This is a genomic window from Chenggangzhangella methanolivorans, from assembly GCF_019797865.1.
In the GTDB taxonomy this organism is placed as follows: domain Bacteria; phylum Pseudomonadota; class Alphaproteobacteria; order Rhizobiales; family Methylopilaceae; genus Methylopila; species Methylopila methanolivorans.
In genome coordinates this window covers 751,353-777,002 of sequence record NZ_CP081869.1, presented here as the reverse complement: position 1 = coordinate 777,002, position 25,650 = coordinate 751,353, and the positions used below count along the sequence as shown (strand labels likewise).

30 protein-coding genes are annotated in these 25,650 nt (G+C 70.0%); 16 read left to right on the top strand and 14 right to left on the bottom strand.

The annotated features are described in order from the left end of the window. Nucleotides 1-3: 3 nt before the first annotated feature. A complete protein-coding gene (locus K6K41_RS04120; protein ID WP_261404022.1) occupies nucleotides 4-2,124 on the bottom strand; it encodes a S9 family peptidase in 2,121 nt (706 codons plus the stop codon). Nucleotides 2,125-2,522: 398 nt separating this feature from the next. On the opposite strand from K6K41_RS04120, the gene K6K41_RS04115 reads away from it, so the two are divergent. Then, nucleotides 2,523-2,942: a Ros/MucR family transcriptional regulator gene (locus K6K41_RS04115; protein ID WP_261405636.1), complete on the top strand. Its 420-nt coding sequence runs from the start codon at nucleotides 2,523-2,525 to the stop codon at nucleotides 2,940-2,942. Nucleotides 2,943-3,037: 95 nt separating this feature from the next. Here the strand turns inward: K6K41_RS04115 and K6K41_RS04110 are convergent, their stop codons facing one another. Beyond that, the gene (locus tag K6K41_RS04110; protein WP_261404021.1) at nucleotides 3,038-3,427 is read right to left on the bottom strand and encodes a DUF6477 family protein; all 390 of its coding nucleotides are present in this window, start codon (nucleotides 3,425-3,427) and stop codon (nucleotides 3,038-3,040) included. Nucleotides 3,428-3,825: 398 nt separating this feature from the next. On the opposite strand from K6K41_RS04110, the gene K6K41_RS04105 reads away from it, so the two are divergent. After that, a complete protein-coding gene (locus K6K41_RS04105) occupies nucleotides 3,826-4,404 on the top strand; it encodes a DUF6456 domain-containing protein (RefSeq protein ID WP_261404020.1) in 579 nt (192 codons plus the stop codon). A gap of 7 nt (nucleotides 4,405-4,411) precedes the next feature. On the opposite strand, the gene K6K41_RS04100 is transcribed toward K6K41_RS04105, so the two are convergent. Then, nucleotides 4,412-4,852, bottom strand: coding sequence for a SufE family protein (locus K6K41_RS04100; protein WP_261404019.1), 441 nt, complete (start codon nucleotides 4,850-4,852; stop codon nucleotides 4,412-4,414). Between the two features lie 166 nt (nucleotides 4,853-5,018). After that, on the bottom strand, nucleotides 5,019-5,423 hold the full coding sequence (locus tag K6K41_RS04095; RefSeq protein ID WP_261404018.1) for a DUF5330 domain-containing protein: 405 nt from the start codon (nucleotides 5,421-5,423) through the stop codon (nucleotides 5,019-5,021). 350 nt (nucleotides 5,424-5,773) lie between these two features. Here K6K41_RS04095 and K6K41_RS04090 point away from each other — a divergent pair, with 350 nt between their 5' ends. From K6K41_RS04090 to K6K41_RS04080, 3 genes are read left to right on the top strand one after another with little or no spacing between them, the layout of a single operon-like run. After that, nucleotides 5,774-7,564, top strand: a complete 1,791-nt coding sequence (locus tag K6K41_RS04090) for a sensor histidine kinase (RefSeq protein ID WP_261404017.1) — start codon at nucleotides 5,774-5,776, stop codon at nucleotides 7,562-7,564. Then, the gene (locus tag K6K41_RS04085; protein WP_261404016.1) at nucleotides 7,557-8,276 is read left to right on the top strand and encodes a peptidoglycan-binding domain-containing protein; all 720 of its coding nucleotides are present in this window, start codon (nucleotides 7,557-7,559) and stop codon (nucleotides 8,274-8,276) included. Before K6K41_RS04090 ends, K6K41_RS04085 begins: the two co-directional genes overlap by 8 nt. Nucleotides 8,277-8,295: 19 nt before the next feature. Then, nucleotides 8,296-8,631 carry a DUF1491 family protein gene (locus K6K41_RS04080; RefSeq protein WP_261404015.1) on the top strand — a complete coding sequence of 112 codons (336 nt, stop codon included), beginning with the start codon at nucleotides 8,296-8,298 and terminating at the stop codon, nucleotides 8,629-8,631. A gap of 149 nt (nucleotides 8,632-8,780) precedes the next feature. Here K6K41_RS04080 and K6K41_RS04075 read toward each other — a convergent pair whose 3' ends face one another. Further along, nucleotides 8,781-9,905: a DUF2336 domain-containing protein gene (locus K6K41_RS04075; protein WP_261404014.1), complete on the bottom strand. Its 1,125-nt coding sequence runs from the start codon at nucleotides 9,903-9,905 to the stop codon at nucleotides 8,781-8,783. A gap of 323 nt (nucleotides 9,906-10,228) precedes the next feature. Here K6K41_RS04075 and K6K41_RS04070 point away from each other — a divergent pair, with 323 nt between their 5' ends. Further along, entirely contained in the window at nucleotides 10,229-10,423 is a 195-nt protein-coding gene (locus K6K41_RS04070; protein WP_261404013.1) for a hypothetical protein, read from the top strand. After that, nucleotides 10,420-11,139: a hypothetical protein gene (locus K6K41_RS04065; protein ID WP_261404012.1), complete on the top strand. Its 720-nt coding sequence runs from the start codon at nucleotides 10,420-10,422 to the stop codon at nucleotides 11,137-11,139. Before K6K41_RS04070 ends, K6K41_RS04065 begins: the two co-directional genes overlap by 4 nt. On the opposite strand, the gene K6K41_RS04060 is transcribed toward K6K41_RS04065, so the two are convergent. Genes K6K41_RS04060 through K6K41_RS04050 form a run of 3 tightly spaced genes read right to left on the bottom strand, consistent with a single transcriptional unit; the run spans nucleotide 11,129 to nucleotide 14,425 of the window. Then, on the bottom strand, nucleotides 11,129-11,692 hold the full coding sequence (locus tag K6K41_RS04060; protein WP_261404011.1) for a DUF1254 domain-containing protein: 564 nt from the start codon (nucleotides 11,690-11,692) through the stop codon (nucleotides 11,129-11,131). The two genes, K6K41_RS04065 and K6K41_RS04060, sit on opposite strands and share 11 nt — an antisense overlap. Continuing rightward, a complete protein-coding gene (locus K6K41_RS04055) occupies nucleotides 11,683-12,261 on the bottom strand; it encodes a DUF1214 domain-containing protein (protein WP_261404010.1) in 579 nt (192 codons plus the stop codon). Before K6K41_RS04055 ends, K6K41_RS04060 begins: the two co-directional genes overlap by 10 nt. Nucleotides 12,262-12,268: 7 nt before the next feature. Continuing rightward, a complete protein-coding gene (locus K6K41_RS04050; protein ID WP_261404009.1) occupies nucleotides 12,269-14,425 on the bottom strand; it encodes a transglycosylase domain-containing protein in 2,157 nt (718 codons plus the stop codon). 104 nt (nucleotides 14,426-14,529) lie between these two features. Between K6K41_RS04050 and K6K41_RS04045 the strand changes: the two genes are divergently transcribed. The 5 genes from K6K41_RS04045 to K6K41_RS04015 all read left to right on the top strand — a co-directional run bounded on the left by K6K41_RS04045 (nucleotide 14,530) and on the right by K6K41_RS04015 (nucleotide 19,552). After that, nucleotides 14,530-15,048 (top strand): YcgN family cysteine cluster protein, encoded by a 519-nt coding sequence (locus tag K6K41_RS04045; protein ID WP_261404008.1) that lies wholly within the window; start codon nucleotides 14,530-14,532, stop codon nucleotides 15,046-15,048. Nucleotides 15,049-15,237: 189 nt separating this feature from the next. Further along, nucleotides 15,238-16,815, top strand: coding sequence for an MHYT domain-containing protein (locus tag K6K41_RS04040; RefSeq protein WP_261404007.1), 1,578 nt, complete (start codon nucleotides 15,238-15,240; stop codon nucleotides 16,813-16,815). Further along, nucleotides 16,812-18,113, top strand: coding sequence for a BLUF domain-containing protein (locus tag K6K41_RS30170; protein WP_428978567.1), 1,302 nt, complete (start codon nucleotides 16,812-16,814; stop codon nucleotides 18,111-18,113). Before K6K41_RS04040 ends, K6K41_RS30170 begins: the two co-directional genes overlap by 4 nt. Nucleotides 18,114-18,144: 31 nt before the next feature. Then, entirely contained in the window at nucleotides 18,145-18,486 is a 342-nt protein-coding gene (locus K6K41_RS04020; protein ID WP_261404006.1) for a hypothetical protein, read from the top strand. Between the two features lie 136 nt (nucleotides 18,487-18,622). Beyond that, nucleotides 18,623-19,552, top strand: a complete 930-nt coding sequence (locus K6K41_RS04015) for a glutaminase (RefSeq protein ID WP_261404005.1) — start codon at nucleotides 18,623-18,625, stop codon at nucleotides 19,550-19,552. 125 nt (nucleotides 19,553-19,677) lie between these two features. Here the strand turns inward: K6K41_RS04015 and K6K41_RS04010 are convergent, their stop codons facing one another. Beyond that, entirely contained in the window at nucleotides 19,678-19,884 is a 207-nt protein-coding gene (locus K6K41_RS04010; protein ID WP_261404004.1) for a DUF2735 domain-containing protein, read from the bottom strand. Between the two features lie 15 nt (nucleotides 19,885-19,899). Beyond that, a complete protein-coding gene (locus tag K6K41_RS04005) occupies nucleotides 19,900-20,211 on the bottom strand; it encodes a hypothetical protein (protein WP_261404003.1) in 312 nt (103 codons plus the stop codon). 188 nt (nucleotides 20,212-20,399) lie between these two features. Here K6K41_RS04005 and K6K41_RS04000 point away from each other — a divergent pair, with 188 nt between their 5' ends. Together K6K41_RS04000 and K6K41_RS03995 are read left to right on the top strand one after the other, a co-directional pair. After that, entirely contained in the window at nucleotides 20,400-21,437 is a 1,038-nt protein-coding gene (locus tag K6K41_RS04000) for a glutamine synthetase beta-grasp domain-containing protein (RefSeq protein WP_261404002.1), read from the top strand. 259 nt (nucleotides 21,438-21,696) lie between these two features. Beyond that, the gene (locus K6K41_RS03995; RefSeq protein WP_261404001.1) at nucleotides 21,697-21,963 is read left to right on the top strand and encodes a DUF2147 domain-containing protein; all 267 of its coding nucleotides are present in this window, start codon (nucleotides 21,697-21,699) and stop codon (nucleotides 21,961-21,963) included. A 34-nt stretch (nucleotides 21,964-21,997) separates the two neighbouring features. Here K6K41_RS03995 and K6K41_RS03990 read toward each other — a convergent pair whose 3' ends face one another. From K6K41_RS03990 to K6K41_RS03980, 3 genes are all read right to left on the bottom strand, one after another. Beyond that, nucleotides 21,998-23,143 (bottom strand): serine hydrolase domain-containing protein, encoded by a 1,146-nt coding sequence (locus K6K41_RS03990; RefSeq protein ID WP_261404000.1) that lies wholly within the window; start codon nucleotides 23,141-23,143, stop codon nucleotides 21,998-22,000. 128 nt (nucleotides 23,144-23,271) lie between these two features. Beyond that, nucleotides 23,272-23,430: a DUF3309 family protein gene (locus tag K6K41_RS03985; RefSeq protein WP_261405633.1), complete on the bottom strand. Its 159-nt coding sequence runs from the start codon at nucleotides 23,428-23,430 to the stop codon at nucleotides 23,272-23,274. 99 nt (nucleotides 23,431-23,529) lie between these two features. Further along, on the bottom strand, nucleotides 23,530-23,706 hold the full coding sequence (locus K6K41_RS03980; RefSeq protein WP_261403999.1) for a hypothetical protein: 177 nt from the start codon (nucleotides 23,704-23,706) through the stop codon (nucleotides 23,530-23,532). A gap of 341 nt (nucleotides 23,707-24,047) precedes the next feature. Between K6K41_RS03980 and K6K41_RS03975 the strand changes: the two genes are divergently transcribed. Further along, on the top strand, nucleotides 24,048-24,326 hold the full coding sequence (locus K6K41_RS03975) for a hypothetical protein (RefSeq protein ID WP_261403998.1): 279 nt from the start codon (nucleotides 24,048-24,050) through the stop codon (nucleotides 24,324-24,326). Nucleotides 24,327-24,467: 141 nt separating this feature from the next. Beyond that, nucleotides 24,468-25,250 (top strand): SDR family NAD(P)-dependent oxidoreductase, encoded by a 783-nt coding sequence (locus K6K41_RS03970; protein ID WP_261403997.1) that lies wholly within the window; start codon nucleotides 24,468-24,470, stop codon nucleotides 25,248-25,250. Here K6K41_RS03970 and K6K41_RS03965 read toward each other — a convergent pair. Further along, entirely contained in the window at nucleotides 25,247-25,639 is a 393-nt protein-coding gene (locus K6K41_RS03965; RefSeq protein WP_261403996.1) for a DUF4345 domain-containing protein, read from the bottom strand. The genes K6K41_RS03970 and K6K41_RS03965 overlap by 4 nt on opposite strands. Nucleotides 25,640-25,650 lie beyond the last annotated feature (11 nt).

Genomic DNA, 25,650 nt, shown 5'->3' with positions numbered 1-25,650 from the left:
CGTTCAGCCGCTCGCCCGGCCTGTCGCCGAGAGCGCGAAGGCGTAGGCCAGCGCCACCTCCTCCAGCCGGTCGAAGCGGCCGGACGCGCCGCCGTGGCCTGCGTCCATGTTCGTGCGCAGCGCGATCGGCTGGTCGGAGGTGGTCGCGTCGCGCAGCCGCGCCACCCACTTGGCCGGCTCCCAATAGGTCACCCGCGGATCGGTGAGGCCGGCGAGAGCGAGGATCGCGGGGTAGGGGCGGGGCGCGACGTTGTCCACCGGGCTGTAGCCGCGGATGCGCTCGAAGGCGGCCGCGTCCCGGATCGGGTCTCCCCATTCGGGCCATTCGGGCGGGGTGAGAGGAAGCGTCTCGTCCATCATGGTGGCGAGCACGTCGACGAAGGGCACCTCGGCGAGGATCGCGGCGAAGAGGTCGGGCCGCATGTTGGCGACCGCGCCCATCAGCATGCCGCCGGCCGATCCGCCATGGGCGACGATCGCGCCGGGACTGGCGAAGCCCTCGGCGCAGAGCGCCTCGGCGGCGGCGATGAAGTCGGTGAAGGTGTTGGTCTTGTTGGCGAGCTTGCCGTCGAGATACCAGCCCCAGCCCTTTTCCGTGCCGCCGCGGATATGCGCGATGGCGTAGACGAAGCCCCGGTCGACGAGCGAAAGCCGCCCGCCCGAAAAGCTCGCCGGGATGGCGATGCCGTAGGCGCCATAGCCGTAGAGCAGGCAGGGCGCCGCGCCGTCTGGCGCGAGATCCGCGCGGTGGATGATCGTCACCGGAACGGTCTCGCCGTCCGGCGCGGGCGCGAGGATCCGGCGCACCACGTAGTCCGACGGATCATGACCCGAGGGAATCTCCTGGCGCTTGCGGAGCGTGCGCTCGCGCGTGCCCATGTCGTAGTCCCAGGTCTCGGACGGGGTCGCGGGCGAGGAATAGACGAAGCGCGTCAGGTCCGTGTCGAAGGTCGGGCCCGACGAGACGCCGAGCGAATAGGCCGCCTCCGGAAACGCGATCTCGTGTTCGGCGCCGCTCGCGAGGTCGCGGATCACGATGCGCGGCAGGGCCTCGACGCGCTCGAGCCGCGTGAGATGGCGCGCCGTCACCGCATGGTCGAGGAGATAGACGCCCGCCCGGTGGGGGATGATCTCGCGGACGTTCGACGGATCGTCGGCGTCGGCCGCGACCAGCTTGAAGTCGACGGCGTCGCCGGCGCTCGTGCGGATGAAGAGGGTGGAGCGGCCCTCATAGTCCGGATGATGGTCGATCTCGTAGCGCACGCCCGCCTGGCGCGGATAGATGAGGCGCGGGGCGGCGTCGGGCGCGGCGCGCGCGATCAGTCGCGCCTCGCTCGTGTCGTGGTCGGAGACGGTGACGACGCAATAGGCGCCCGACCGGGTCTCCTCGATCCCGACGAACCAGCCCGGATCGGCTTCCTTGAACACGAGGACGTCCGTTTCGGCCGGCCTTCCGAGCGCATGGCGCCAGACCTCGAGCGCGCGGTGCTCGGCGTCGAGGCGCACATACCAGTAGGCTCGTCCGTCCGCGGTCCAGACCACCGCGCCGGTCGCGTCGGGCGTGACGTCGGGAAGATCTTCGCCGGTCGAGAGATCCCGGATGCGGATCGCGAGGAACTCCGAGCCCGCCTCGTCCGCGCTCCAGGCCAGCAGCCGATGGTCGGGCGAGGGGCTCCAGGAGCCGAGCTGGAAAAAGGCGCGTCCTTCCGCGAGCGCGTCGCCGTCGAGCAGGATCTGCTCGTCCGCTCCGGGCGCGTCGGCTGGACGGCGCACGACCAGCGGATGCTGGCCGCCCTCGCGATGGCGCACGGCGTAGTCGAACGGGCCGTCGCGCACGGGCACGCTCGAGTCGTCTTCCTTGATCCGGCCGCGCATCTCGGCGACGAGCCGTTTCTTGAGGTCTTCGAGCGGCCCAAGCAACGTCGCCGCATAGGCGTTTTCGGCCTCGAGATAGGCGCGGATGTCGGTGGGCAACGTTTTGGGATCGCGCAGGGCCTCGCGCCAATTTTCGGCCTTCAGCCACGCGTACGGATCTTCGAGGCGGCGTCCGTGAACTTCGACGACATGCGGGCGCTTCTCGGCGCGCGGCGGTTCGACGGTGGGCGCGCCAGCGCTTTCCGACATCTGCGATTGCTCCGAAACAGGACAGGGGAAACTTGCGGTAGGGCCGCCGATACCTAGCGGCGGGGCGCCGACCCGGCAAGCGGCGCGCGCGCAATCAATGTCCCGCGCAAGACTCCCGAGCCGCCGCAAACCTTTGCACGTGACTCAGAACCGGCCGGATCGGACGGTAATGCGGGCAGTCATGCCATAAATCGTCAAACAAAAACGGTTCACAACCTGTTTGAGAACTTGCGCAGTTGCCGAGGCTCGTCTATTTACCAGGCAGTCAAGCGGGCTTCGAATCGAACGCCGTCGTAATTTCGGTCGGCGGCGCTGGTGGGCTCAAGGACATCACAAGAGCGTGCGGCGGTTTGCTCGTAATCGGCCCGCCAAAAGACAAACCTACGGAAACGGATTTCATGACCGATACCGCCCCCACGTCGAACTATATCGAGCTGGCCGCCGACATCGTGTCCGCTTATGTGAGCAACAACTCGGTCGCCGCGGCGGATCTTCCCTCGCTGATCAACGACGTGCACGCCGCGCTTAACCGCGTTTCGACCGGCGCCGTCGAGACCGTGGCCGAGGCTCCGAAGCCGGCCGTGCCGCTCAAGAAGTCGGTCACGTCGGACTACATCATCTGCCTGGAAGACGGTAAGAAGTTCAAGTCGCTGAAGCGCCATCTGCGCACGCAGTACAACATGTCGCCGGAAGAGTATCGCGAGAAGTGGGGGCTTCCCGCGGACTATCCGATGGTGGCGCCGAACTATGCGGCCGCCCGCTCCGAGCTCGCCAAGAAGATGGGTCTCGGCCAGCAGCGCGGCAAGCGCACCCGCTGACGCTCCAAGCCGTCGTCAAGTCCCGCCCGGCTGACGACGCGCAAGACATCGAACAGAACGCGGCGCAGCGTCAGCCGCGCGGCGTTTTTGTTTGTTCAGCCTGATGTTTCTCGTTCGGCGTCTTGCGCAGGCGCCGGATCGACCTTGCGGCGCTGCGTCGCGCGGACGGCTTCGCCGGCGATCGCCTGCGCGAGCGCCAGGTGGCGGCTGACGTCATAGGTCCAGTGGCCGGCGGCTCCCCGCCGACGTTCGGCGCGGAGCGCACGCGCAAGCCGCGTCCGGATCCGGCGATCGAGCGCCGCGCTGTCTCCGTCCAGTTCCCGAGGATCGAGGCCGATGAGACGCGGCAGCGTGCGGCGGCGGTCATAGGCCGCCGCGCCGCCCGCGATCGTGCGCGCGAAGCCGTCTTCGGCCGCCGCCCGCCAGACGCGCCCATGCGCCGGAGCCGCTGCTCCCCTGCCGCCGTTCCTGCTGTTCCTCTCCATGCCCGCTCCTTCCGGTCGCCGACGGAAAGGATGGGCGCGCCTCGCTCATTGGACAAGAAAAAAAATCCTATTATAGGATAAAAGGCGAGATGGAGGTCTGGCGCGCCGCCGCCGCGCGGTGCGCCGCGTCCGCGCCGCCAGGAGGATCGTCATGAGCAAAGCCGTCCGTCCCCGCAGTCCGCGTCCGGCGCGATCCGCAGGCCGAGCCGGGCCTCAGGCCGCGCCGTCGCTCACGCGGCTCCCGCCTGTCGAAGCCAGATTGCTGGCCCGCGTCGCGGCCGCCGGGGAGGCGGGGATCGCGGCTCCCGCCTCCCGAGGCGGCTCGAGGGCTTGGCCGCCGCGGCCTCGTCGAGGAACTGGGCGGCCGTCTGGTCGCGACGGAGACTGGTCGCGCGCGGGTGGCGCGGGAGGCCGCGGGCCCCGAAGGCTTGCTGGCGCAGCATCGACGGGTGGAGCGTCGCGCCGTCGAGACCGGGAACGGCCACGAACATTTGCTGGTCGATCTGGACGAGAGCCCGCTCGCCTGGCTGGCGCGACGCAAGGGGCGGGACGGGCGCCCTCTGCTCGCGGTCGCCGAGGTCGCGGCGGGCGAGCGCCTGCGCGCCGACTTCACCCGCGCGCAGATGGGCCCGCGCGTGACGGCGAACTGGGAGGCGGCGGTGTCGTCCGGCCGTCGCGGCGGCGGCGCGGGCGACCTCGGCGACGCGGCGCTTGCGGCGAAGGCGCGGGTCGCCCGCGCGCTCGAGGCGGTCGGGCCGGAGCTTTCCGGCGCGCTGCTCGACGTCTGCTGCTTCCTGAAAGGCCTCGAGGAGGTGGAGCGCGAGCGCGGCTGGCCGGCGCGGGGCGCCAAGCTCGTGCTCGGCCTTGGTCTTGCGCGGCTCGCCCGCCACTACGGGCTCGTCGCCGAGGGCAGGGGGCCGGGCCGTATCGTGAGCTGGGGGGCGGAGAGGAGCCGCCCGACGATCGACGGCGCCTGAGACAGGCTCAGCCGGCCGGCGCTTCGGCCTTCGCGGCGGCGGCGGCGGCCTCGCGCTTGATGCGCTCCACCATCGAGCGGAGGCCGTTCGAGCGCTGGGGCGTCAGATGCTCGCGCAGCTTGATCCGGTCGAAGGTCTGGCCGGCGTCGGTCGCGAGGATCTCGCGCGCGGTTCGCCCGGAATAAAGCGCGAGCGTCACGGCGACGAGGCCCTTGACCAGATGGGCGTCGCTGTCGCCGCGGAAGGCGAGGATCGGGTCCGAACCGTCGCCCACCGTGGTCTCGAGCCAGACCTGGCTCGCGCAGCCCTGCACCTTGTTGGCGTCGGTGCGCGCCGCGTCCGGCAGCGGCTCCAGATCGCGGCCGAGCTCGATCAGGAAGCGGATGCGCTCCTCCCAGTCGTCGATGAACTCGAAGCCGTCGATGATCTCTTCGATGGTCGTAGGCATGCGGGGCCGCCGTTTTCCTTGAACACACGACGTAGTGCGGGACGGACGCGGCTGCAAAAAGAAAAAGCGCCGCGGACGGACCGGGCGGGACAGAGCCCGGCCGTCGTCGCGGCGCTGGAGTTGCCGGCGGGGCAGGACCGCCGGGGTCAGAAAAAGCGTTCGGCCGTCAGGCCGCCGGGCCGCGCCAGGCGGGCTTGCGGTCGGAGGTCGTGAGGGTGTTGCGCGAGGCGGAGGAGTCGGCGGCGGATGTCGTCGTGGCCGTAGGCCTCGGCGCGGTTGAAGTCTGAGCGGCCTTGTTGGTCGCGAGATAGCTCTGCACGGCGGCGGCGCCCGCGGCGGCGCGTTCGCCCACCATCTTGAGCGCCTGCTGGCCGACGTCGCAGGCGCCGGGCTGGCGCGAGCAGAAGCCGGAGACGTCGGAGATCGTGGCGCCGGCGGCGGCGAGCGCCGCCATGCCGTCGATGGCGGCGCGGTCCTCGGCGTTCGGCCCCGCGCTCTTCGGGTCGGACCCGAACGGGACGAACATGAGGAGCACCGAAACCCAGAACGCCGTGCGCAGAAGGAAGAACATGGGAAACCCGCCTATCGTCATCGTCGGTCTCCGCGCTCGTTTCGAGCCGGCGCGGTCAGCCGATGGATAGGACCGTAGCAGGGGCGTCTGAATTCGCGTTCAACGGGCAGGCGGCATTTGTCGCGAATGCGTTCAGCAATCCGAAAGACTTCGGAAAGGATTTGGAAAGTCTTTCCTCACCGCCCGCACAGACCGTCGAAGACGCGTTCAGGCTCACGCGAAATCCATCGCATTTTAGCGTTCGCTTAAGCCGGAGGGCGCAAAACTCCGACCTGTGGATGGAAGGATCGGAGCGCCGGCGGCGCGGCCGGTCACGCCGGACCCGCTGGTCCGGCCCGGAGTAAGGCGCGTTGCTTCAGACCGCAGCTTTCAAGGCGCTCTCGGAGCATGTCGCGGACCGGCTCCACGACAGCGTGACGGCCGACGCGGCCGCCGCCGAGCGCCACCGCGGATTCGTTCTCACCCATGTCGTCGTCGGCGCCGCGCCCTTCGCGGCGCTGCCGGCGCTGCTCGCTTTCGCGCCGGCTTCGTCGGCCGTCGGCTTCGCGGCCTTCGGCTGGCTGGTGCTGCCGTTGCTCGCCGCCCTCGACCTCACCCGCTCCGGGCGGCTCGACCGCGCCGCGGGGCTTGCGGCGGCCGCCTATGTCGGCCTTGCGGCGCTTGTCGCGGCCGCGACCGGCGGCGTCGCCTCGCCCGCGGTCGCGCTGCTTGCGCTGCCGGCCGCCGACGCCGCGCTGTCGGGCGCGCGCCGCGCCGGCCGCTTCGCGCTTGGCCTTGCGGGCGCGGCCTTCGCCGGCCTTGCGGCTTTCTCGCTTTCCGGCGTCGCGGGCCCGGTGATGGAGCCGGCGCTCGCGGTCGTGGCGGGCGGCGCCTTCGGGCTCTACGCGCTCGCGCTCGCGCTTCGGACCGCGGGCCTCGCCCGCGCGCTCGAACGCGCCGAGGCGCCGAGCGACGAGCGGTTCGCGCTCTTCGCCGACGGCCTCGACGATCTCGTCACGCGCCACGCCCCGAGCGGCGCGGCGACCTTCGTTTCACGCGCTTCGCGCGACGTCATCGGCGCGAACGCGCGCGACCTCGCCGGGCAGGGCCTGTTCGAGCGCGTCCACATCGCCGACCGGCCCGCTTATCTCCGCGCGCTCGCCGCAGCCGTCGACGGCGCGCCGGCCGAGGCCGAGATCCGCCTGCGTCGCGGCCCGGCGGAGGCGCCCGCCTTCGGCTGGTTCTCGATGCGCGCGCGCCCGGCGCTTCCGCATGAGGCGAACGCCGCCGCTTTCGCGGCGGCGCCCGTCGTCGCCATGTTCCGCGACCTCGGCGACTCGAAGGCGCATGAAGCCGCGCTGACGGAGGCCTGTCAGGAAGCCGAGCGCGCGAGCCTCGCCAAGACGCGCTTCCTCGCGCATATGAGCCACGAGCTGCGCACGCCGCTCAACGCCATCATAGGCTTCTCCGAGATCCTGTCGGACGAGACGCTGTGCCGGCTGACGCCGGAGCGACGCTCCGACTACGCCGCGCTGATCCATCGCTCCGGCGCGCATCTGCTCGAGGTCGTGAACTCGATCCTCGACATGACGCGCATCGAGAGCGGCGCTTTCGCGATTTCGCCGCGCGCCTGCGCGCTCGAGCCGCTCGTCGAGCACTGCCTCAAGCTGATGGAGCTGAAGGCCGGGACCGCGGGCGTCTCGCTTCACGCCGACCTCGACCCGGCGGCCGCCGAGATCGAGGCCGATCCGCGCGCCGTCACCCAGATGCTGATCAATCTGGTGGCCAACGCCATCAAGTTCACGCCGCGCGGCGGCGAGGTCCGGATCGCGCTCGCGCCTCGCGGCGAGGGCGTCGCGCTGTCGGTGCGCGACACCGGCTGCGGCATCGCGCCCGAGCATGTCGGCCGGCTCGGCGAGGCCTTCTTCCAGGGCGACGCCGCGGGCCGCCCGCAGGAGGGCGCGGGCCTCGGACTGTCGGTGGTGCGCGGCCTCGTCGCGCTGCATGGCGGCGAATTCGCGGTCTCGAGCGTGCTCGGCCGCGGAACGTCGGTCGACGTCTTCCTGCCGCGCCGGCCCGGTTCCGTGCGGCCGCTGCGCGCGCCGGTCTTCCAGCATTCCGTCGAAAACATTCCCGCCGAGAAGGTGAAACGTCGTGCCTAGGCCCGCACCGCGACAGTTCGAGATCGAGGACGAGGCTCCCGGCATGATGGGCGCCGCGGCCGCCATGGTGCTGCGCCGGCCGGTGGACGCCTTCGCGGGCCTGCTCGCCGCCGCCTGCACGGCGATGATCCTCGTCAACGCGCTCGCGCTTCAGCAGGGCCGGCCGGGCCCGGCCCCGGAGGCGGCGGCGCGCCAGTCGGCCACCGCGCCGGCCGCCCAGCAGTGGCGCGCCGAGCCCAAGCGCGACGAACTCGTCGCCCAGGTCCAGACCGCGCTCGCCGAGCGTGATCTCTATGACGGCGTCGTCGACGGCGTGATGGGCCCCGGCACCGCGTCCGCGATCCGCGCCTTCGAGCACGCGCAGGGCATGGCCCAGACCGGCGAGGCGAGCGAGAAGACGCTCGCGGCGCTCATGACCGCGCCTGTGCGCCGGGCCGAGGCGAAGCCCGCCGCAAAGCCTGCGCCGCAGCCGGCCGCCCAGGCGCAGCCCGCCACGACCGGCTCCACCGCGCCGAACGCCAAGCTGATGGCCGCCCAGCGCGCGCTGGCGCGGATCGGCTATGGGCCGGTCTCGATCGACGGCAAGATGGGGACCGAGACGCGCAACGCCATCAAGAGCTTCGAGAAGGACCGCGGCCTGCCGGAGACCGGCGAGCTCGGCCCGCAGGTTCTGCGCGCGCTCCAGCAGATGACCGGCGCGCCGATCCAGTGAGGCGCGTATAAGGCGCGCCATGAGCGCGCGCCTCACCTCCGATTTCTGGGTCTCGGCCTATGTCCGCCGCTGCCAGCTCGCCGGCGCCTATGCGCTGGTGCGCCGGCGCGGCTCGCCGGAGGCCGGCGCCATCTTCATCGTGGTCGACCGGCTGGACCGGACCAACGATCTCTACGGCCCCGCGATCCAGAGCGAGGCCGAGGACGTGCGCGGCCGCGCGTTCGAGCGGCTCGCCGAGGGGCTGGACGGCCTTGCGGTCGAGGAGCGGCTCCAGCGCGAAATGCGCTTCGACCCGGATCTGTGGATCGTCGTCGTCGAGGACCGGCAGGGCCGGGCCCATCTCGAGGAAACGTGAGCGTTTCGCCGAGCGGGGCGTTTGGCTCGAGTCTTTTGCGCGGGAGCCGCCGCCCGTCATCCCGGGCTTGACCCGGGATCCATGACTGTCGCTCGACCGATGTGGTCATGGATCCCGGCGCGTCGGCCGGAATGACGGCGGCGTTTGGATCAGCCGCGCTGGCGCTGATCCGCGCCGCGCGCCGAAGGGCGGCGCTGGCTCGCGGGCCGGGCCGCGCCCGCCCGCTCCATCACGCCGCTCTGTTCGAACAGCGGCTCGTGGCGCGGCGCGGCGGAGGCGCGGTCGGCCTCTCCGGTCAGCGCCGCGAGAATGTCGTGCGCGACGGCGCGGGACGTGGTCTCGGCGAGCTCGACGAGGTCGAAGACGCGCACGACCGAAGGTGCGATCTCCGGCTGGGCGATCAGCAGGGCGCGGGTGACGAGGTCGGGCTCGACGCCGATGGAGCGCAGCATCAGCACGAAGGGCTCGCCGCTCGGCTCGGTCGCAAGACGCGCCGCGTCGTCGGGGCGAAGGCGCAGCGCCTCGGCGAGCACCTCGGCGATGAGATGGCCTTTTCCTTCCGAGACCGCGGCCTCGGCGATGGCGGCCTCGACCGGCTCCGCGTTGCGCGAGGCCCGCGCGGGCAGGGGACGCGCCGGCCGGGCCGCGAGGGCCTCGCGGATCTCCGCGCGGCGCGTCGGTCCGGCGTGAAGGTAGAGCGCGGCGAGCGCTCCGGCGTCGAGGTCCTCGCGCCGCAGCAGCGCGGCGGCGAGCGCCGGCGCGCCGCGGGCGCGCTCGACGAGGCTCGCGAGCGGGCCAGACCCGAGCCGCGCCGCAAGGTTCGCGGCGAGCGTCTCGAGCACGAGCTCGTCCCTGTTGTGGGCGAGCAGGCGGATGAGGTCGGCGTCGAGGTCGCGCCGGGAGGCGACCGCCGCGGCCTCGACCGGGCCGCCGTCCATGACGCGGGCGAGCAGCACGTGGCGCGGCGCGTCGGGAAAGCGCGCGAGGATCGGCGCGGACACTGCGGCCTCGTCGGCGATCAGGCGCTCGATGACGGCGGCCGGCGCGCGGTGGTCGTCGGCGAGCTTGCGCGCCACCGCGGCGCGGGCCTCGACGCTCACGACGTCGAGAAGCCCCAGGACGAGCTCCTCGTAGCGCGCGGTCTCCTCGGCCGAATGATCGGCCTTCTGGACGAAGAGATCCGTCAGGACGCGGATCAGGATCGGCCGCGTGTCGAGGCCGTCCCGCCGCGAAAGGCGCTCCAGAGTTTCGAGAGGAAGAATGTCGTCGCTCATCAAGCGTCCGTTGAGAAGGCGCCGGCTGGATGCGATCACGCCCGCGCGCGCCTTCGGGCCATGAGACTGTTAGGTCCGGATGGTTATCGGGAGGTTAATCCCCGGACCGGACGAGGGTTCCGAAGCGCGTCGGCGCGGTATCGGACGGATGCCGGAGACGCCTATGTGGCGCAATCGCAACAGCAAGCGCCATCACAAGTTGCATGGGGCGACGCTTACTCCTCGTTAACCATTTGGACCCAAGAGTTAACGGCAGACAAGGCCCGCAGCCGGGCTCTTCCGCCGGGCCACATGACCTCCAGCCCCCTTTTGGGGAGGACACCATGGGCCTCGTGCTCGCCTTCCAGAACGCGCCGCGCCGGGCCTCCGCCCGTCCGGCGGTCAAGCGCCCCGCGGAACCCGCAAAGAGCGCCGACATCCTGTTCTTCACCGGCGTTCGTTACGAACGCTACGGCGACGCCTCCGACGCCTCGGCCCAGCCGAGCGCCCGGCAGGACGCGCCGACCCAGGGATCGTGAGGCTCGGCGCGGTCCTTCTCGCGCCGCTCGCGCTCGCAGCCTGCGCCGAGACGGGCGACTTCGGCCGCCCGAAGCCCAACGTCCTCAACGACGCGGTCTATCCTGCCATGGGCGCGGCTCTCGCCTATCAGCGCGACGAGCCGGTCTCCGCCTATCGGCTGACCGACAACGAACGCGAGATGCGCGACTTCGGCTGGGGCATCGTGATGCCGCCGCTCGAGGGCCAGCGGCGCGACCGCATCCTGACCGAGCTGCGCCGCACCCGCATCCTCCCGGCCGACCGGGCGCGCCTCGACCGCGCCTCTTACGTCCGCACGCTGATCGCGACCGACTACCGGTCCTCGCGGGCGCGCTACGCCAAGCTCAAGGACGACGTCGTCAACGACACGCTCCGCGTCGAGCCGTTCTTCGCCGCGGCCTCGCGCGTGGCGCGCGACGACCGGGCGCGGGCGAGAGCGCTCGCCGACGTTCCTGAGGTGACGCCCGCCGAGCGCGAGAACGCGACGGCGCGGATCGACGAGAACGGGATGATGATCGCCTGGGCGCGCGAGAGCCTCGACGAGCGCCTCGACAGCTACCGTTACGCGCTCGACCGGCTGATGCTGGAGACGCCCGATCCTTATTCGAACGAGGTCGCAAGCGCGATCGACGCTTTCGCGGCCGTGCTCGCGAGCCTTCGGCCGCTCGGGCCTGCGCGCGGGATCTTCAAGAGCTAGGCGCGACTTTCGCGCAGGTCGCCTTGGCGGCGAGGTCGCGCAGCGCCGGCCGCGCGCTTTCGCCCGGCGCGAACAGCCGCACCAGGATGAAGCCGGTTTCGGTCGGCGAGACGATCTTGAGCTTCGGGCGGCTCTCCTCGCTCGGCTCCTCCTGCTCCGCCGCCGCGACGTCGTCCTTGGCCAGGATGGTGATCTCGACGCGGCCCCCGGTCGCGGCCCGGTCGGTCAGCGCGTAGAAGGGCTGGCCGGCGCGGGCGTGGACCGAGATCGCCCCGTAGGTCGAGGGCAGGGGAGCCGTGACGGCGACCGGCCCGCTCGACAGGTCGTAGCGGCAGGCCGCGGTGACGAAGGCCGGATCTCGGAACGGTAGCAGGTCGGCGGCGTCGCCCTCGTCGGCGAGCGTGACGAAGGCGCCTTCGGGCCCGAGCGCCGCGATCCGCTCCAGCGGCCCCTGGGTCGCGTAGCGCGGCACGCCGAGCAGCGAGCCGATATGGACGAGCCCAGCGAGAACCAGCCCGACGACGACCACATAGGCGACGCGCATCAGCGGCATGCGCCCCTCCGGATCGAGAGGAGGGCGGAGGGGTTGGCGCGCTCGAGCGGCGTGCCGAGCACGGTTTCGTAGAGCGACAGGCGCAGCGTGAAGCGGCCCTCGCCCTCGAGCTGCGCCCACGCGCCCGGCCGCGCGCGTCGCGACAGGGCGATCTTGAGCGGTTGTCCCACGATGCGCACGTCCGTCGCGCTGGTCAGCGCGAGGTTCTTGGCGCCGTTGGAGAAGCGGCGTCCGTCCGGCGTGAAGGCCGCGAGCGTCCAGAGGCGGCCGGACGGCAATTCGCCCTCGAGCTCGTAGTCGCAAGCCGCGTCGAGCGGGCGGCCGTCGTCATCCATCGTCGCGGTGAAGGCGAGCCCGTCGCCATAGGACAGCGGAGCCTCGCCGCTGCGCGCCACCTTGGCGATCTCGTACGGATCGGCCCCAATGGTGCCGGCGTCGGGATCGGCGCGCCAGGCCCCGATGGTGAGGCCCGCGACCGGCAGGCCGTTGGCGACCGTCCACCAGGTCGCCGCGAGACCGAGCGTCGCCGCGAGGCCCAGGGCAGCGAGCGTTCCAAGGATCAGCCGCATCGCGCCCTCAGCGCGCCGCGACGGCGGGCGCCGCCGAGGCGGGGGCGAGCGTCGCGCCGCGCTCCGGCGCGGTCCGGCCTGCGGCCGTGACGTCCGAGACGATGTCGTCGAGCACCCGCGCGGCGTTCTCCGTGAGGTTGCGGGAGCGTTGCGGCCCGGCGTCGTCGGCCGGCGCCTGAGCCGCCGCCTGCGCCGCGGCGGGCGGGGCCGGCAGGCCGTAGATCGGCTTCGGCGGCAGGCCCTGATGGGCGAACTGCATGATCTCCTTGAAGGTCATGGCCGGAAGCGATCCGCCGGTCATCTCCTTGGTCATCGTGAAGTCGTCATTGCCGAACCAGACGCCGCCCACGAGCGAGCCGGTGAAGCCCACGAACCAGGCGTCGCGATAGGATTGCGAGGTGCCGGTCTTGCCGCAGACCTGCAGCCCGTCGAGCCGGGCCCTGCCGCCGGTGCCGGCCTCCGTCACCGCGTGCATGATCTTGGCCATGTCCGCGACGACGTAAGGGGCGAGCACCTGGGCCGCCGGCTTGATGTCGCGGTCATGCCTCCAGAGCAGGTCTCCCTTGGCGTCGGTGACCTCGATCGCGGCGTAGGCGGTCGACTTGCGCCCGCCGTTCGCGATCGTGGCGTAGGCGGTGGTGTGGTCGAGCACCGAGATCTCCTCGACGCCGAGCGCGAAGGCGCGGCCGACGTCGAGCTTCGAGCGGATGCCCATGGCGTGGGCGAGGTTGATGACGTTCTTCTGCCCGACCGCGAGCGCGAGCCGCACCGGGATCGTGTTGATCGACTTGGCGTAGGCGGTGGTGAGCTGCACCCGGCCCGCGAAGCGGCGGCCGTAGTTCCGCGGGCACCAGTTGCCGACGCAGATCGCGGCGTCCGAGACCACCGTGTCGGGCTGGTATTTTCCGGAGGCGAAGGCGGCCGCGTAGACGTAGGTCTTGAACGACGATCCGGGCTGGCGATAGGCGTCGACCGCGCGGTTGAACTGGCTCTGGCCGTAGTCGCGCCCGCCCACCATCGCCCGCACGGCGCCGTCCGGCTCCATGATGACGGCGGCGGCCTGGTCGACGTCGTACTGATCGCCGTACTGGCGCAGCATCTGCTCGACCGAAGCCTCCGCGTGCTGCTGGACCGCGATGTCGAGCGGAGTGCGCACCCGCAGCACCCGCTGGCCGGCGAAGGAGCCGTCCTTGGCCATCTGCTGGACCTGGTTGAAGGCCCAGTCGAGGTAATAGTCGGGGCTGATCGTCTGCTGGACGGGCTTGGGCGTCGCGGGGTTGAAGCGCGCGACCTGCACCTGGCCCTCGGTCATGAGGCCGGAGTTCACAAGGTTGTCGAGCACGACGTTGGCGCGCGCGCGGGCGGCCGCGAGGTTGATGTGCGGCGCGAACTTGGTCGGCGCCTTGAAGAGGCCCGCGAGCATCGCGCTCTCGGCGAGCGTCACCTCGCGGGCGGACTTGCCGAAATAATAGTTCGCGGCCGCGTCCACGCCGAAGGCGCCGCCGCCCATATAGGCGCGGTCGAGATAGAGCTTGAGGATCTCGTCCTTGGTGAGGTGATGCTCGAGCCAGAGCGCGAGGAACGCTTCCTTGATCTTGCGCTCGATGGTGCGCTCGTTGGTCAGGAAGATGTTCTTGGCGAGCTGCTGGCTGATCGAGGAGCCGCCCTGCCGCACGCCGTTCGCGCGCGCGTTCTCGACGATGGCGCGCAGCGTGCCGGGAATGTCGATGCCGAAATGCTGGTAGAAGCGACGGTCCTCGGTCGCAAGCGCCGCCATGATGAGATGGGGCGGATATTCGCTCAACGGGATGCCGTCGTTCTGCATCACCCCGCGCTTGCCGATCTCGACGCCGTGGCGGTCAAGGAAAGTGACGGAGATGTCGCCGCGGGTCAGCCAGTCGTCGCCGGTCTCGCGGAACGCCGGCGTCGCGAGCGCGGTTACAAGCACGACGCCGGCCGCGCCGAGGGTGAGGCCCTCGCCGAGGATCTCGGCGGTCCAGCGCCGCCAGCCGCGGACGCGGAACCAGTCGAAGGCCGCGCAGACGGCGTCCCACTTGCGGGTCGCCGACGGCAGCATCGACCAGACCGTGTCGTCGAGCCAGGAGTCGATCGCGAGCAGGCGACGCTTCAGCACGGCTCGCTTCTTGCCCTCGAACCCGAACACCGAAAACGCCCTTCCTTCACGCCCGACCAAGCACTTGACCCGATCCGCGCCGCCGCGCAAGAGCCATGCCGTCCCCTGCGGGACGCGTCCGAGACATGCGATCGATGGCCGAAGCCAAGACCTTACAGCCGCAGCCTTTCTGGCGCGTGAAGCGCCTCGGCGAGATGACGTCCGCCGAATGGGAGAGCCTGTGCGACGGCTGCGGCCGCTGCTGCCTGCTGAAGCTTCAGGACGAAGAGACCGAGCGCGTGGCGTATGTGGACGTCGCCTGCCGGCTGCTCGACCATGAGGCCTGCCGCTGCAAGGACTACCCCAACCGGGCCGCCCATGTTCCGGACTGCGTGCGGCTGACGCCCGAGGCGGTCGAGGAAATCGGTTGGCTGCCGGTGACTTGCGCCTACAGGCTCATCGACGAAGGCAAGGATCTGCCCTGGTGGCATCCGCTCGTCTCGGGCCGCGCCGAGACGGTGCACGAGGCCGGCGTGTCGGTGCGCGGCCGCATCTTCGCCAGCGAGACGGATGTCGGCGTCGACGAGCTGGAGGACAGGATCGTCGGATGGCCGGGCAAATGGCCGAAGGCCGCCAGAAGCGCGCCGAAACCGCGCCAGGCCCGCAAGAGGTAGCCCAAGACCATAAATCGGGATCATCCCGGACTTTGCATAATCGCACTGCGTGCGCCCGGCGCGCAGGGGCGTTCTCCAAGTTGAATTTTGCGCGATCGGTCCGTGATTTAACGCTGTGATAAGCTGCGTTCGCAGATGGCTTTGCGGTGGGAACGTCTCATTCCCGAACGCAAACCCGAGCGCCCCAGAATGCAGGCCGTCTTCAGCTGCGTCACAGAGAGCCACGACCTGATCCTGGTCGCGCTCGCAGCGTTCATCTGCGCGCTCGGCATTTTCGCAGCCTTCGGGCTCGCCAGGGAGGCGGCGCGCGCGGAAGGGGGAGGGCGCATCAAGGCGCTCTGGAGCCTCGGCGCCGCCGCCTCGCTCGCCTCTGCGATCTGGGCCACGCACTTCATCGCCATGCTCGCCTACCAGCCCGGCATGGCGGTCTCGTTCGAGATTCCGCTGACCGCGCTTTCTTATGTCGTCGCGATCGCGCCTGTCGGCGCCGGCGGCGCCGTTCTGGCCGTCGCCCGGGGAACGGCGGCGCGGCTGTCCGGCGGCGCGATCCTGGGCCTTGCGATTTCGGCCATGCACTACACCGGCATGGCGGCCTATCGCGTCCAGGGCGTCATCGAGTGGGATCACGGCATGGTCGCCATGTCGACCGTGCTCGGCGTCCTGTTTTCGGTCGCCGCTGTGCTCGTCGCCTATCGTCCGGGCCGCCTCGCGGCGGCGGCGGCCCCGACGCTGATGGTGCTGGCCGTGTGCGCCACGCATTTCGTCGGCATGACCGCGGCCGTCCCCCGGTTCGATCCCGCCGTCGCGCCGCCCGCCGACTTCGGGAACGTCACGACGCTCGTCACGCTCGTGGCCAACGTCGCGCTCGTCATCGTGGCGTTCTCGCTCGCGGCCGTATGGGTGTCGTTCCGGGACCGCCTCAAGCTCGCGGCGGAGGAGAAGCGCCTGCGCGATCTCGCGGACATCGCGGTCGAGGGGCTGCTGATCTGCGACGGCGAAAGGATCGTGGGCGCCAACAGCAGCATCGAAAGCCTCGCGGGCTGCGCGCGCGCCGATCTCGTCGGCCGCGCGCTCGAGGACGTCGTCTCCGGCCTCAAGGTCCGGGACGTCTCGATGCAGCACGAGGCCGAAGCGCGCATCGACGCGGCGGGCGGCGGGATCCCGGTGCGCGTCATCGCCCAGGAGATTTCGCTCGGCGGCCGCAAGCACGTCGTCGTCGCCGTCCGCGACCAGCGCGAGCGTCTGCGCACCGAGGCCGAGATGGTGCGTCTGGCCTATCAGGACGCGCTGACCGGCCTCGCCAATCGCGCGAGCTTCGCCAAGCACCATGACGAGCTCGAGGCGAGCCGGGTGGAGACGCGCGCCTATGCGCTCTTCACCGTCGATCTCGACCGCTTCAAGGAGGTCAACGACACGCTCGGCCACGCCGTCGGCGACGAGCTGCTGCGGCGCGTCGCCGGCCGCCTCAAGAGCGCGGTGCGCGGCGTCGACGCGGTCGCCCGGCTCGGCGGCGACGAGTTTTCGGCGCTCGCGCCGGGCGTCTCGGATCCGAGATCGGCGAGCGCCATCGCGGAACGCATCATCGACCTCTGCGCGCGGCCCTACTCATCGACGGCAAGATCGTCGAAGTTTCGGCGAGCGTCGGCGTCGCCTTTTCGCCGGCCGACGGCGACAGCGCGGCGGAGGTCGCCCGCGCCGCCGATCTCGCGCTCTACGACGCCAAGCAGAGGGGCGGCGACGGCTTCCGCCTGTTCGAGACCGAGATGAACGAACGCGCGCTGTCGCGCCGCTCGATGGAGATCGACCTTCGCCGCGCGCTCGGCCGCAACGAGTTCAGCGTGTCGTACCAGCCGCAGGTCGACCCCCGCACCGGCGAACCGCATGGGGCCGAGGCGCTCATCCGCTGGCGCCATCCCATCCGCGGCATGGTCCCGCCGGTCGAGTTCATTCCGCTCGCCGAAGAGCTCGGCCTGATCAACGAGATCGGCGAGTGGGTGCTGCGCACCGCCTGCCGGGACGCCGCCAGCTGGCAGGGCGATCTCGCCATCGCCGTCAACCTCTCGCCGGTCCAGCTACGCGACCCGCGCCTGCCGGCGATCGTGGCCGACGCGCTCGCAGAGTCCGGACTTCCGGCCCGCCGGCTCGAGCTTGAGGTGACCGAGACCGCGCTGATCCAGGACGAGGAAGCCTCGTTCGCCGCGCTCACCGCGCTCCGCAATCTCGGCGTGCGGCTCGCGATGGACGATTTCGGAACCGGCTACTCTTCGCTCAGCCACCTCCGGCGCTTTCCCTTCGACAAGATCAAGATCGACCCGGTCCTTCCTCAGCCAGCTTCCGGGCGACGCCGACAGCGCCTCGATCGTGCAGGCGGTGATCGGGCTCGCCGGGCGGCTCGGAATGCAAGTCACGGCCGAGGGCGTCGAGACCGAAGGCCAGCGCGCCTTCGTCGCGCGCGAAGGCTGCGGCCTCGTCCAGGGCTACCTCACCGGACGGCCGGCGCCGATCGACGAGATCGCTCCGATGCTCGACAGGTCGCGGCCGACCGCCGCGGTCGCATGAGGTCCGACATGATCGTCCATCGCCTCGTCTATCGCAGCGACGTCGCCATCTCGGTCGGCGACGACGCCTCGGGCGGCCTCGCCCAGATCCTTGACCGCGCCCGCGCCGCAAACCAGCGGGCGGACCTCACGGGCGCGCTTATGGTGGCGTCGAACACCTTCGTCCAGGCGCTTGAAGGACCGCTTCCCGCGCTCGAGCAGACGTTCGAGCGGATCTGCAGGGACTTCCGCCACCGCCGCGTGCGGCTGCTTGAGTTCGTCGAGGCGGAGGACCGGGTCTTCGGCGAATGGCCGCTGGGCTTCGTCAGGCCGGGCGCCGAGATCGCCGGGCTCTGCTCGCCGCTCGACGCAGGCGCGATGCGGCTCGGCCCCGACGCGTCGACGAGCGGGCTCGCGCAGATGATGCGCGCGCTGCTCGTGACCAACGCCCAAACTTTCGACGCGGCCGCCGCCCCGGAAGCGCCTCGACTGCGCCAAAAGCCCGCCACGAAGGGCGCGGCATCCTGACGGCGAGGGTCGCGTAACGGGGTCTCACATCATGCGTATCAGCCTTGCCGCCTTGTCGTTTCTCGCCGTCGCGGCCGCGCCGGCGGCCGCCTTCGCCGCCGACTATCCGGAAGACGACTACTCCTACCGCGAACGCGGCTCCTACGAGCGCTCCTACGACCGGCGCGCCGACTACGACGAGCCCGAGCTCGAGGAGCGCGTGGTCGTCCGCCGCCCGGCGCCCGTGCGGCGCGTCTATGTCGAGACGCCTGCGCCGGTGGTCTATGTCGGTCCCGGCTTCTACGGCCCGCGCCGCTTCTACGGTCCGCGTCGCGTTTATGGTCCGCGCGCCTATTACGGTCCGCGCGCCCGCTGGGCGCACCGCCGCTGGTGACCGCTGAGGGCGTCGTTCGCCCGGCGCCTTGAATTTGTCCTCCCGCCCGGCCGCGCTTGACGCTAAAGCGCCTCGGCGAGGGGACATGCGCGCCGGCCGAGGCGCTTCGTCCCGGTTTTACGGGAACGGAGCGCAGATGCCGGATCTGAACACGGTCGTGGCCGAGATCGCCGCGGAGATGCTGGCGCGGCCCGACCGCGGCGACGTCGCGACCTATATTCCTGAACTCGCCCGGGTCGACCCGAAGCATTTCGGCATCGCGGTGATCGACGCGCAGGGCGAGATCGCGGCCGCCGGCGACGCCGAGACGCCGTTCTCGATCCAGAGCGTGTCGAAGGTTTTCACGCTGACGTTGGCCCTCGGCAAGGTCGGCGACCGGTTGTGGCGGCGCGTCGGGCGCGAGCCCTCGGGCAGTCCCTTCAATTCGATCGTCCAGCTCGAGCGCGAGGAGGGCGTGCCGCGCAACCCCTTCATCAACGCCGGCGCGATCGCGGTCACGGACGTCATCCTGTCGGGCCACAAGCCGCGCGAGGCGCTCGGCGAGATCCTGCGCTTCATGCAGTTTCTGGCCGACGACGAGACGATCTCGATCGACAAGGCGGTGGCGGAGTCGGAGGCGCGCACCGGCTTCCGGAACGCCGCGCTCGCCAATTACATGAAGTCGTTCGGCGTGATCGAGAACCCGGTCGACTACACGCTCGGCGTCTACTTCCACCACTGCGCGATCACGATGACCTGCCGGCAGCTCGCCATGGCGGGCCGCTTCCTCGCCCATCGGGGCAAGAACCCGACGACCGGGCATTCGGTGGTGACGCCGGAGCGGGCGCGCCGCATCAACGCGGTGATGCTGACCTGCGGGCATTACGACGGCTCGGGCGACTTCGCCTATCGGGTCGGCCTGCCGGGGAAGAGCGGGGTCGGAGGAGGGATCTTCGCGGTCGCGCCGGGCAAGGCCTCGATCGCGGTGTGGGCTCCGGGGCTCGACGCCGCGGGCAACTCCCATCTCGGCCGCATCGCGCTCGAGACGCTGGCCAAGCGCATGGGCTGGTCGATCTTCGGGGCGTGACGCCTGGCGGGACGCCCGCCTGCGCAAAGAAAAAGGGCCGCCAGCTTAACGCTTGCGGCCCTTGTCGTCGTCCGGTTCCCGCCTTGCGGCTACAGGCCCCGGCGCGTTTGTCGGCTGATGCGGCATCAGTGCTTGCCGGCAGGCTGCGCGTCCGCCACCGCCTCGGCGTGGTACCAGCTGTCGATGTCGACGGCGGCGACCGCATAGATGGGCTTGGACACGCGCAGTTGCGCGATTTCGGCCGTGCGGCCGGGAAGCGGCGCGGCGCCCGAGCGGGTCCGCGGACGGAAGTCGAGGATCTTGGCCGATCCTCGGATCGGATCAGGGGTCATGCGATGCGTTCTCCTTCAGACAGCGCCGACCTTGAGCCGGCTCGCATCGTGAAGATAGCAACGACTGCGCATTTTTTGTACTGAGTGCCTCATCAAAAAGCAGCTTTTGGCGCAAGTATCAGCAAAGAGCTTGGCGCCCCATTTCGAAGCAAGGGTTTCACGCTCAGTTTTTGTGCATGAGTTTGCGCGCGCCACGTGGGCGGCGTGGCCGGAGCGACCATGACGGTCGTCAGGCCGGTCCGCGACGGCCTTGGTCCGGCCCGGCGCCATAGCGTGATTAAAGCGCTGCGAACGTTGCGGGATGAGGCCATAGCGGCGCAGCCGCATGTCTCTCCCCGAGCGGGCCCCGGTTCCGAGAGGCGACGCGCGCCAACCCGACGCAGCCCGCATTCCCCGCCATTGGCACGGTTGATGCTTTCATTCGGGCGTTCGTCCGCCGCCCGCGCGCGCCGCGGCGCGTCGGACGTCGACCGTTTCTCAACCCCTCGCGTGATCGCGCTTCTGAGAGGTTCGCAATGACGAAGTATAAGCTCGAGTATCTCTGGCTCGACGGCTACTCGCCGGTCCAGGGCCTCCGCGGCAAGACCCAGATCAAGGAATTCGCGGAGTATCCCACGCTCGAGCAGCTGCCGCTGTGGGGCTTCGACGGCTCGTCCACGATGCAGGCCGAAGGTTCGAACTCCGACTGCGTGCTGAAGCCGGTCCGCCACTTCTTCGACGCCACCCGCGAGAACGGCATCCTGGTGATGTGCGAAGTGATGATGCCGGACGGCGTCACCCCGCACCCGACCAACGCCCGCGCCACCATCCTCGACGACGACGGCGCCTGGTTCGGCTTCGAGCAGGAATACTTCTTCTACAAGGACGGCCGCCCGCTCGGCTTCCCGACCACCGGCTACCCGGCCCCGCAGGGCCCGTACTATTGCGGCGTCGGCTATGCGGCGTCCGGCTCGGTCGCCCGCAAGATCGTCGAGGAGCACCTCAACCTCTGCCTCGCCGCCGGCATCAACCACGAGGGCATCAACGCGGAAGTCGCGAAGGGCCAGTGGGAGTTCCAGATCTTCGGCAAGGGCTCCAAGAAGGCCGCCGACGAGATGTGGGTCGCGCGCTACATCCTGCAGCGCCTCTGCGAGTCCTATGAGATCGACATCGAGTACCACTGCAAGCCGCTCGGCGACACCGACTGGAACGGCTCGGGCATGCACGCCAACTTCTCGACCGAGCACCTGCGCACGGTCGGCGGCAAGGAGTACTTCGAAGCGCTGATGGCCGCCTTCGAGAAGAACCTGATGGACCACATCGCCGTCTACGGCCCGGACAACGACAAGCGTCTGACCGGCAAGCACGAGACCGCCCCGTGGAACAAGTTCTCCTACGGCGTGGCCGACCGCGGCGCCTCGATCCGCGTGCCGCACTCGTTCGTCAAGAACGACTACAAGGGCTATCTCGAGGATCGCCGCCCGAACTCGCAGGGCGACCCCTATGCGATCGCCTCGCAGATCCTGAAGACGATCTCCGAGGTCCCGGCCCAGAAAGCCGCCGCCGCGGCCTGATCTGACCCGTCTTATCCTCCCTCGACGACTTGAGCCGGCCTTTGGGCCGGCTCTTTTCTTTTGCGCGTTGCGGCGCGCGGCGCCGCGCCTATGTGCCGGATGATGAAGACACGCTCGCTCGTCGCCGCGCTCGCTCTCTTGTCGTCGAGTCCGGCGCTCGCCGCTCCCGTGCCCTCGGGGCTCTGGAGCCTTTCGAACGGCAAAGGCGCAGATCCGCATCGCGGATTGCGGCGGATCGCTCTGCGCGACGCTCACGGGGTTGCGCAAGCCGAACGCCAAGGACGGCCGGCCGAAGCGCGACAAATACAATCCGGATCCGGCGCTGCGGGACCGGCCGGTGATCGGCCTCGCCCTCGTCAGCGGCATGCGCTTCGACGGCGACGTCTGGACGGGCCGTTTCTACAATCCCGACGACGGCCGCACCTATGCCGGCCGGATCTTTGCCGACGGGCCGAACCGGCTGCGGCTCAAGGGTTGCGTCGTCGGCCTGCTGTGCAAGACGCAGTCGCTCACGCGCCTCGATTGAGACGGCGGAGGCGAGGCGCCCGCCGCCTGCGCGGTCAGCGCTGGCGGGCGCGGTCGATCTCGATGTCCTCGACGCCCCGGTCGGAGCCGTTCGCCTCAGACGCAGGGGCCGCCGCGGAAGGCGCCGCCGGCTTCGTCGAGAAGCGCGCCGGATAGGCCGCCGCCCACATGACGTTGTCGAGGTCGCCGATCGCCGCGCTCGGCGGCTGCGGCGCATAGTTCGCGACGTAGCGCAGGTTCTGGAACATCACCACGAAATAGGCGCCGTAGTTCACGTTCCGCTCGGGGATCGAGGCGGCGCTCCAGCGCCAAGCGCCGGAGTGCCAGAAATTGTAGGTCACGCCGTCGCGGCTGATGCGCTGATACGTGCCGATCGAATAGAAGGCCCCGCCCTCCAGGCCGACCTGCGGCCAGGAGCTCGGCGGCGACTTCAACAGCTTGCTGCCCGGGCGGAAGTGATCGAGGAATTTGGCGTAGTCGACGGCCGAGATGTTCCAGCCGCCCCAGGACGCCATGATCCGCCAGTTCGGATCGAAGCCCGCCTTCTTCACGCCGGCCGGCGTCAGCACGAGTTTCGAGCAGGCCTTCTCGTAGCTCTTGCCCGTCACGGACTCGATCACGAGACCGAGCGCAGCGTAGTTGGCGTTGTTGTAGACGTAGGTCTTCGCTCCGAGGGGCCGGTTGAGCGCCATGGCGGTCACCGACGTCAGGTCCGGCTTCTTGAAGTCGAGAGCCGCGAACTCGGCCGTGCCCTGCGTGGGGTCGTAGGTGAGACCGGCGGCGTGGTTCAGCAACTGGCCGACCGTGATGGACTTCGCTGCGGGATCGGCCGGCGGGCGCTTCTTGAAATAGGCTTTCAGGAGCTTGCCGAGATTGGCGCCGTAGGAAAGCTTCTTGCTCTCGACGAGTTCGGCGACGCAGACGCCTGTGATCGCTTTCGAGAGGCTCGCCACGGGACGTGGGGCTTTCGGATCGCCGTCCCCGACTTTCGCAAGGCCCACGACGTCGTCGTCGCGCATGACCGCGAAACTCGCGTTCTGGACGCCCCATTGGGCCGCCCAGGACTTGAACGCCGCCTTCATCCGTCCGCCCTGCGCGTCCTTCTTCGGGGCGGGTTCCTGAGCCGAGGCCCCGATGCTCGAGGCCAACAGGACGGCCAGTGCCGCGGCGACGCGAACCATTTGAGCTCCCAAGAGAATCCGGTCGGCGGACCGATGTTCGTCGAGAGCTCACTATTAATTGGGGCGGCGACCCCGCGGACAGTCGGGAAGACTACGTATGCGTCCGCGGGGCCAGCTGTTTCGGGCGATCAGAGATGCCCGAGAAGCGCGAGAATGATCAGCACGATCACGATCACGCCCAGGATCCCGCTTGGCCCGTAGCCGTAGCCGCGCGAATGCGGCCAGACCGGCACGACGCCGATGAGGATCAGGATCAGGATGATCAGCAGTATCGTGGACATGGAAATGCTCCGGAAGGCCCGGCGATCGCTGTCGCCGGGACCGTCATCGCCCTCCCGGAAGCAACCTTCGGACGGCGATGACGGTTCCGTGACGCATCGCGTTCGTCAGGAGCGGCGCTGTTTTTCGCAGCCGAGGTCGTCGGCCGCGCGCAGGCTCGCCAGGAGCTTTTCGATCTCCGTGGACGACGTCGGCTGACGGTCGACGTCGAGTTTCTCGCGCAGCATGCGGCCAAGCCGCTCCTGCGTGTGCCGATCGAGGACCGGCTCGGCCTCGCGGATCATGCGCGGCCCTCCCTTCGTTTGTGTCTTGAAGCCGCGTCGTCGACGCGGGTCGCCCGAGGGTCTCATCTGCGGGTCACGTATCGACGAACGGTCCTCGACTCCGCCAAGTTCCAAACCGGGACGAGATTATTTAGATTGTCCACAAGTCTAAATTTTCTGCGGAACCCGCCATGACATTGCGCGTTCTGACTGGCGAGGGCGAACTACATGGAAGCGCGCACGAGGCCTGAAGGTTCGTCGCGCTCCGTAACGCGGCCGTCCAAGACGAATTGACGAGATCGGCGAGCCGCCGCGATGCGGCGGGTCGCGTCATGTCCGGCGGGCGCGCGGAGGATGCACAGATGACGACCAATGACACCCGCGGCCTGATGGCCACCGTCCGTCGCGCCGGTCCTGTGGCGCTGCTCGCCGCTTGTCTGGCCGCCGGTCCGGCGCTTGCGCAGACCACCGTGGTGACGACCGACCGCGACCGCACCGAGAGCACGGACGTGAAGGTCAAGGAAAAGAAGAACGGCGACGTGGTCATCAAGTCGAAGGAGAAGGACTCCGGCGACATGGTGAAATCGAAGACCACGATCGACGACGACGGCGACGTGAAGACCAAGACCACGATCCGCTGATCAGGTGGATTCCGGCAGTCCGAGGCCCGCGAGACCCCCTCGCGCGGGCCTTTTCGCATGGCTGCGCCGCAAGGCTCGCTTTCCGTCGCGTCAGGCGCTAGGTCCCGCTCTTCTCTTCGAGAAGCCGCGGAGCTGACGCCGATGACCACCACCCCGCTCGATCCCAAAACCCTGACGGTTCTCGTCACCGGAGCGACGTCCGGCTTCGGCGAGGCGATCGCGCGTCGCTTCATCGGCGCCGGCGCCAAGGTGGTCGGAACCGGGCGACGGGTCGAGCGGCTCGAGAAGCTCAAGTCCGAGCTGGGCGACGCCTTCCATTTCGCCGAGCACGACGTGCGCGACTACGAGGCCACGGTGAAGCTCTTCGAGAGCCTTCCCGAGCCCTTCGCGGGCGTCAACGTCGTGGCGGCGAACGCCGGCCTCGCGCTCGGCCTGCTGCCGGGCGACCAGGTCGCGATCGACGACTGGCACACGATGATCGACACCAACGTCACCGGCTTCGTGAACACGGTTCGCGCCGCGCTGCCGGGCATGGTCGCGCGCGGGCAGGGCCACGTCTTCGGACTGGGGTCGGTCGCCGGCGACTATCCCTATCCGGGCGGCAACACCTATGGCGGCACCAAGGCCTTCGTGAAGCAGTTCTGCCTCGCGCTGCGCGCCGACATGCTCGGCAAGAACATTCGCGTCACCAACATCGAGCCCGGCATGGTGGAGACCGAGTTCTCGCTGGTCCGCTTCAAGGGCGCCGAGGACAAGGCCTCGAGCGTCTACGAGAACATGCGCGGCATGACGGCCGACGACGTCGCCGAGACGATCTTCTGGTGCGCGACGTTGCCGGCCCACGTGAACATCAACCGCCTGCAGGTGATGCCGACCGACCAGGCGTTCTCGCCCTTCGCGGTCCATCGCGGCAAGGCGGGCTAAGGCGCGTTTCGGGCGAGCCGCGCTTGCCAGAGGCAGATCGCCGGCGTGACCACGAGCTCCATCACGAGGGCGAGCCGCATCGCGAGGTCCGGCTCGCCGGCCAGAAGCCCGAACGCCCGGGCGAGGCCGCCCAGGACGACCACCGCGCCGAGCAGCCGGTAGCGGGCGCCATGAACTTCCGGACGCCCGAGCGTCGCCCAGAAGGCGAGCCCAATGCCGAGCAGCAGGCCCGAAAGGTAGCGCGCATGGCTGTCGAGCGAGAGATCGAAGGGGTCGGGCGCGGCGGCGAAGACGGCCGCGCCGCCGAGCGCGCCCGCAAGCCCCGCGCCGACGGGCACGAGACCCGCGAGCGCGACGACGATGCGGAACGCGGTCTTCTCCGAAACCATGGGCCGAGGTC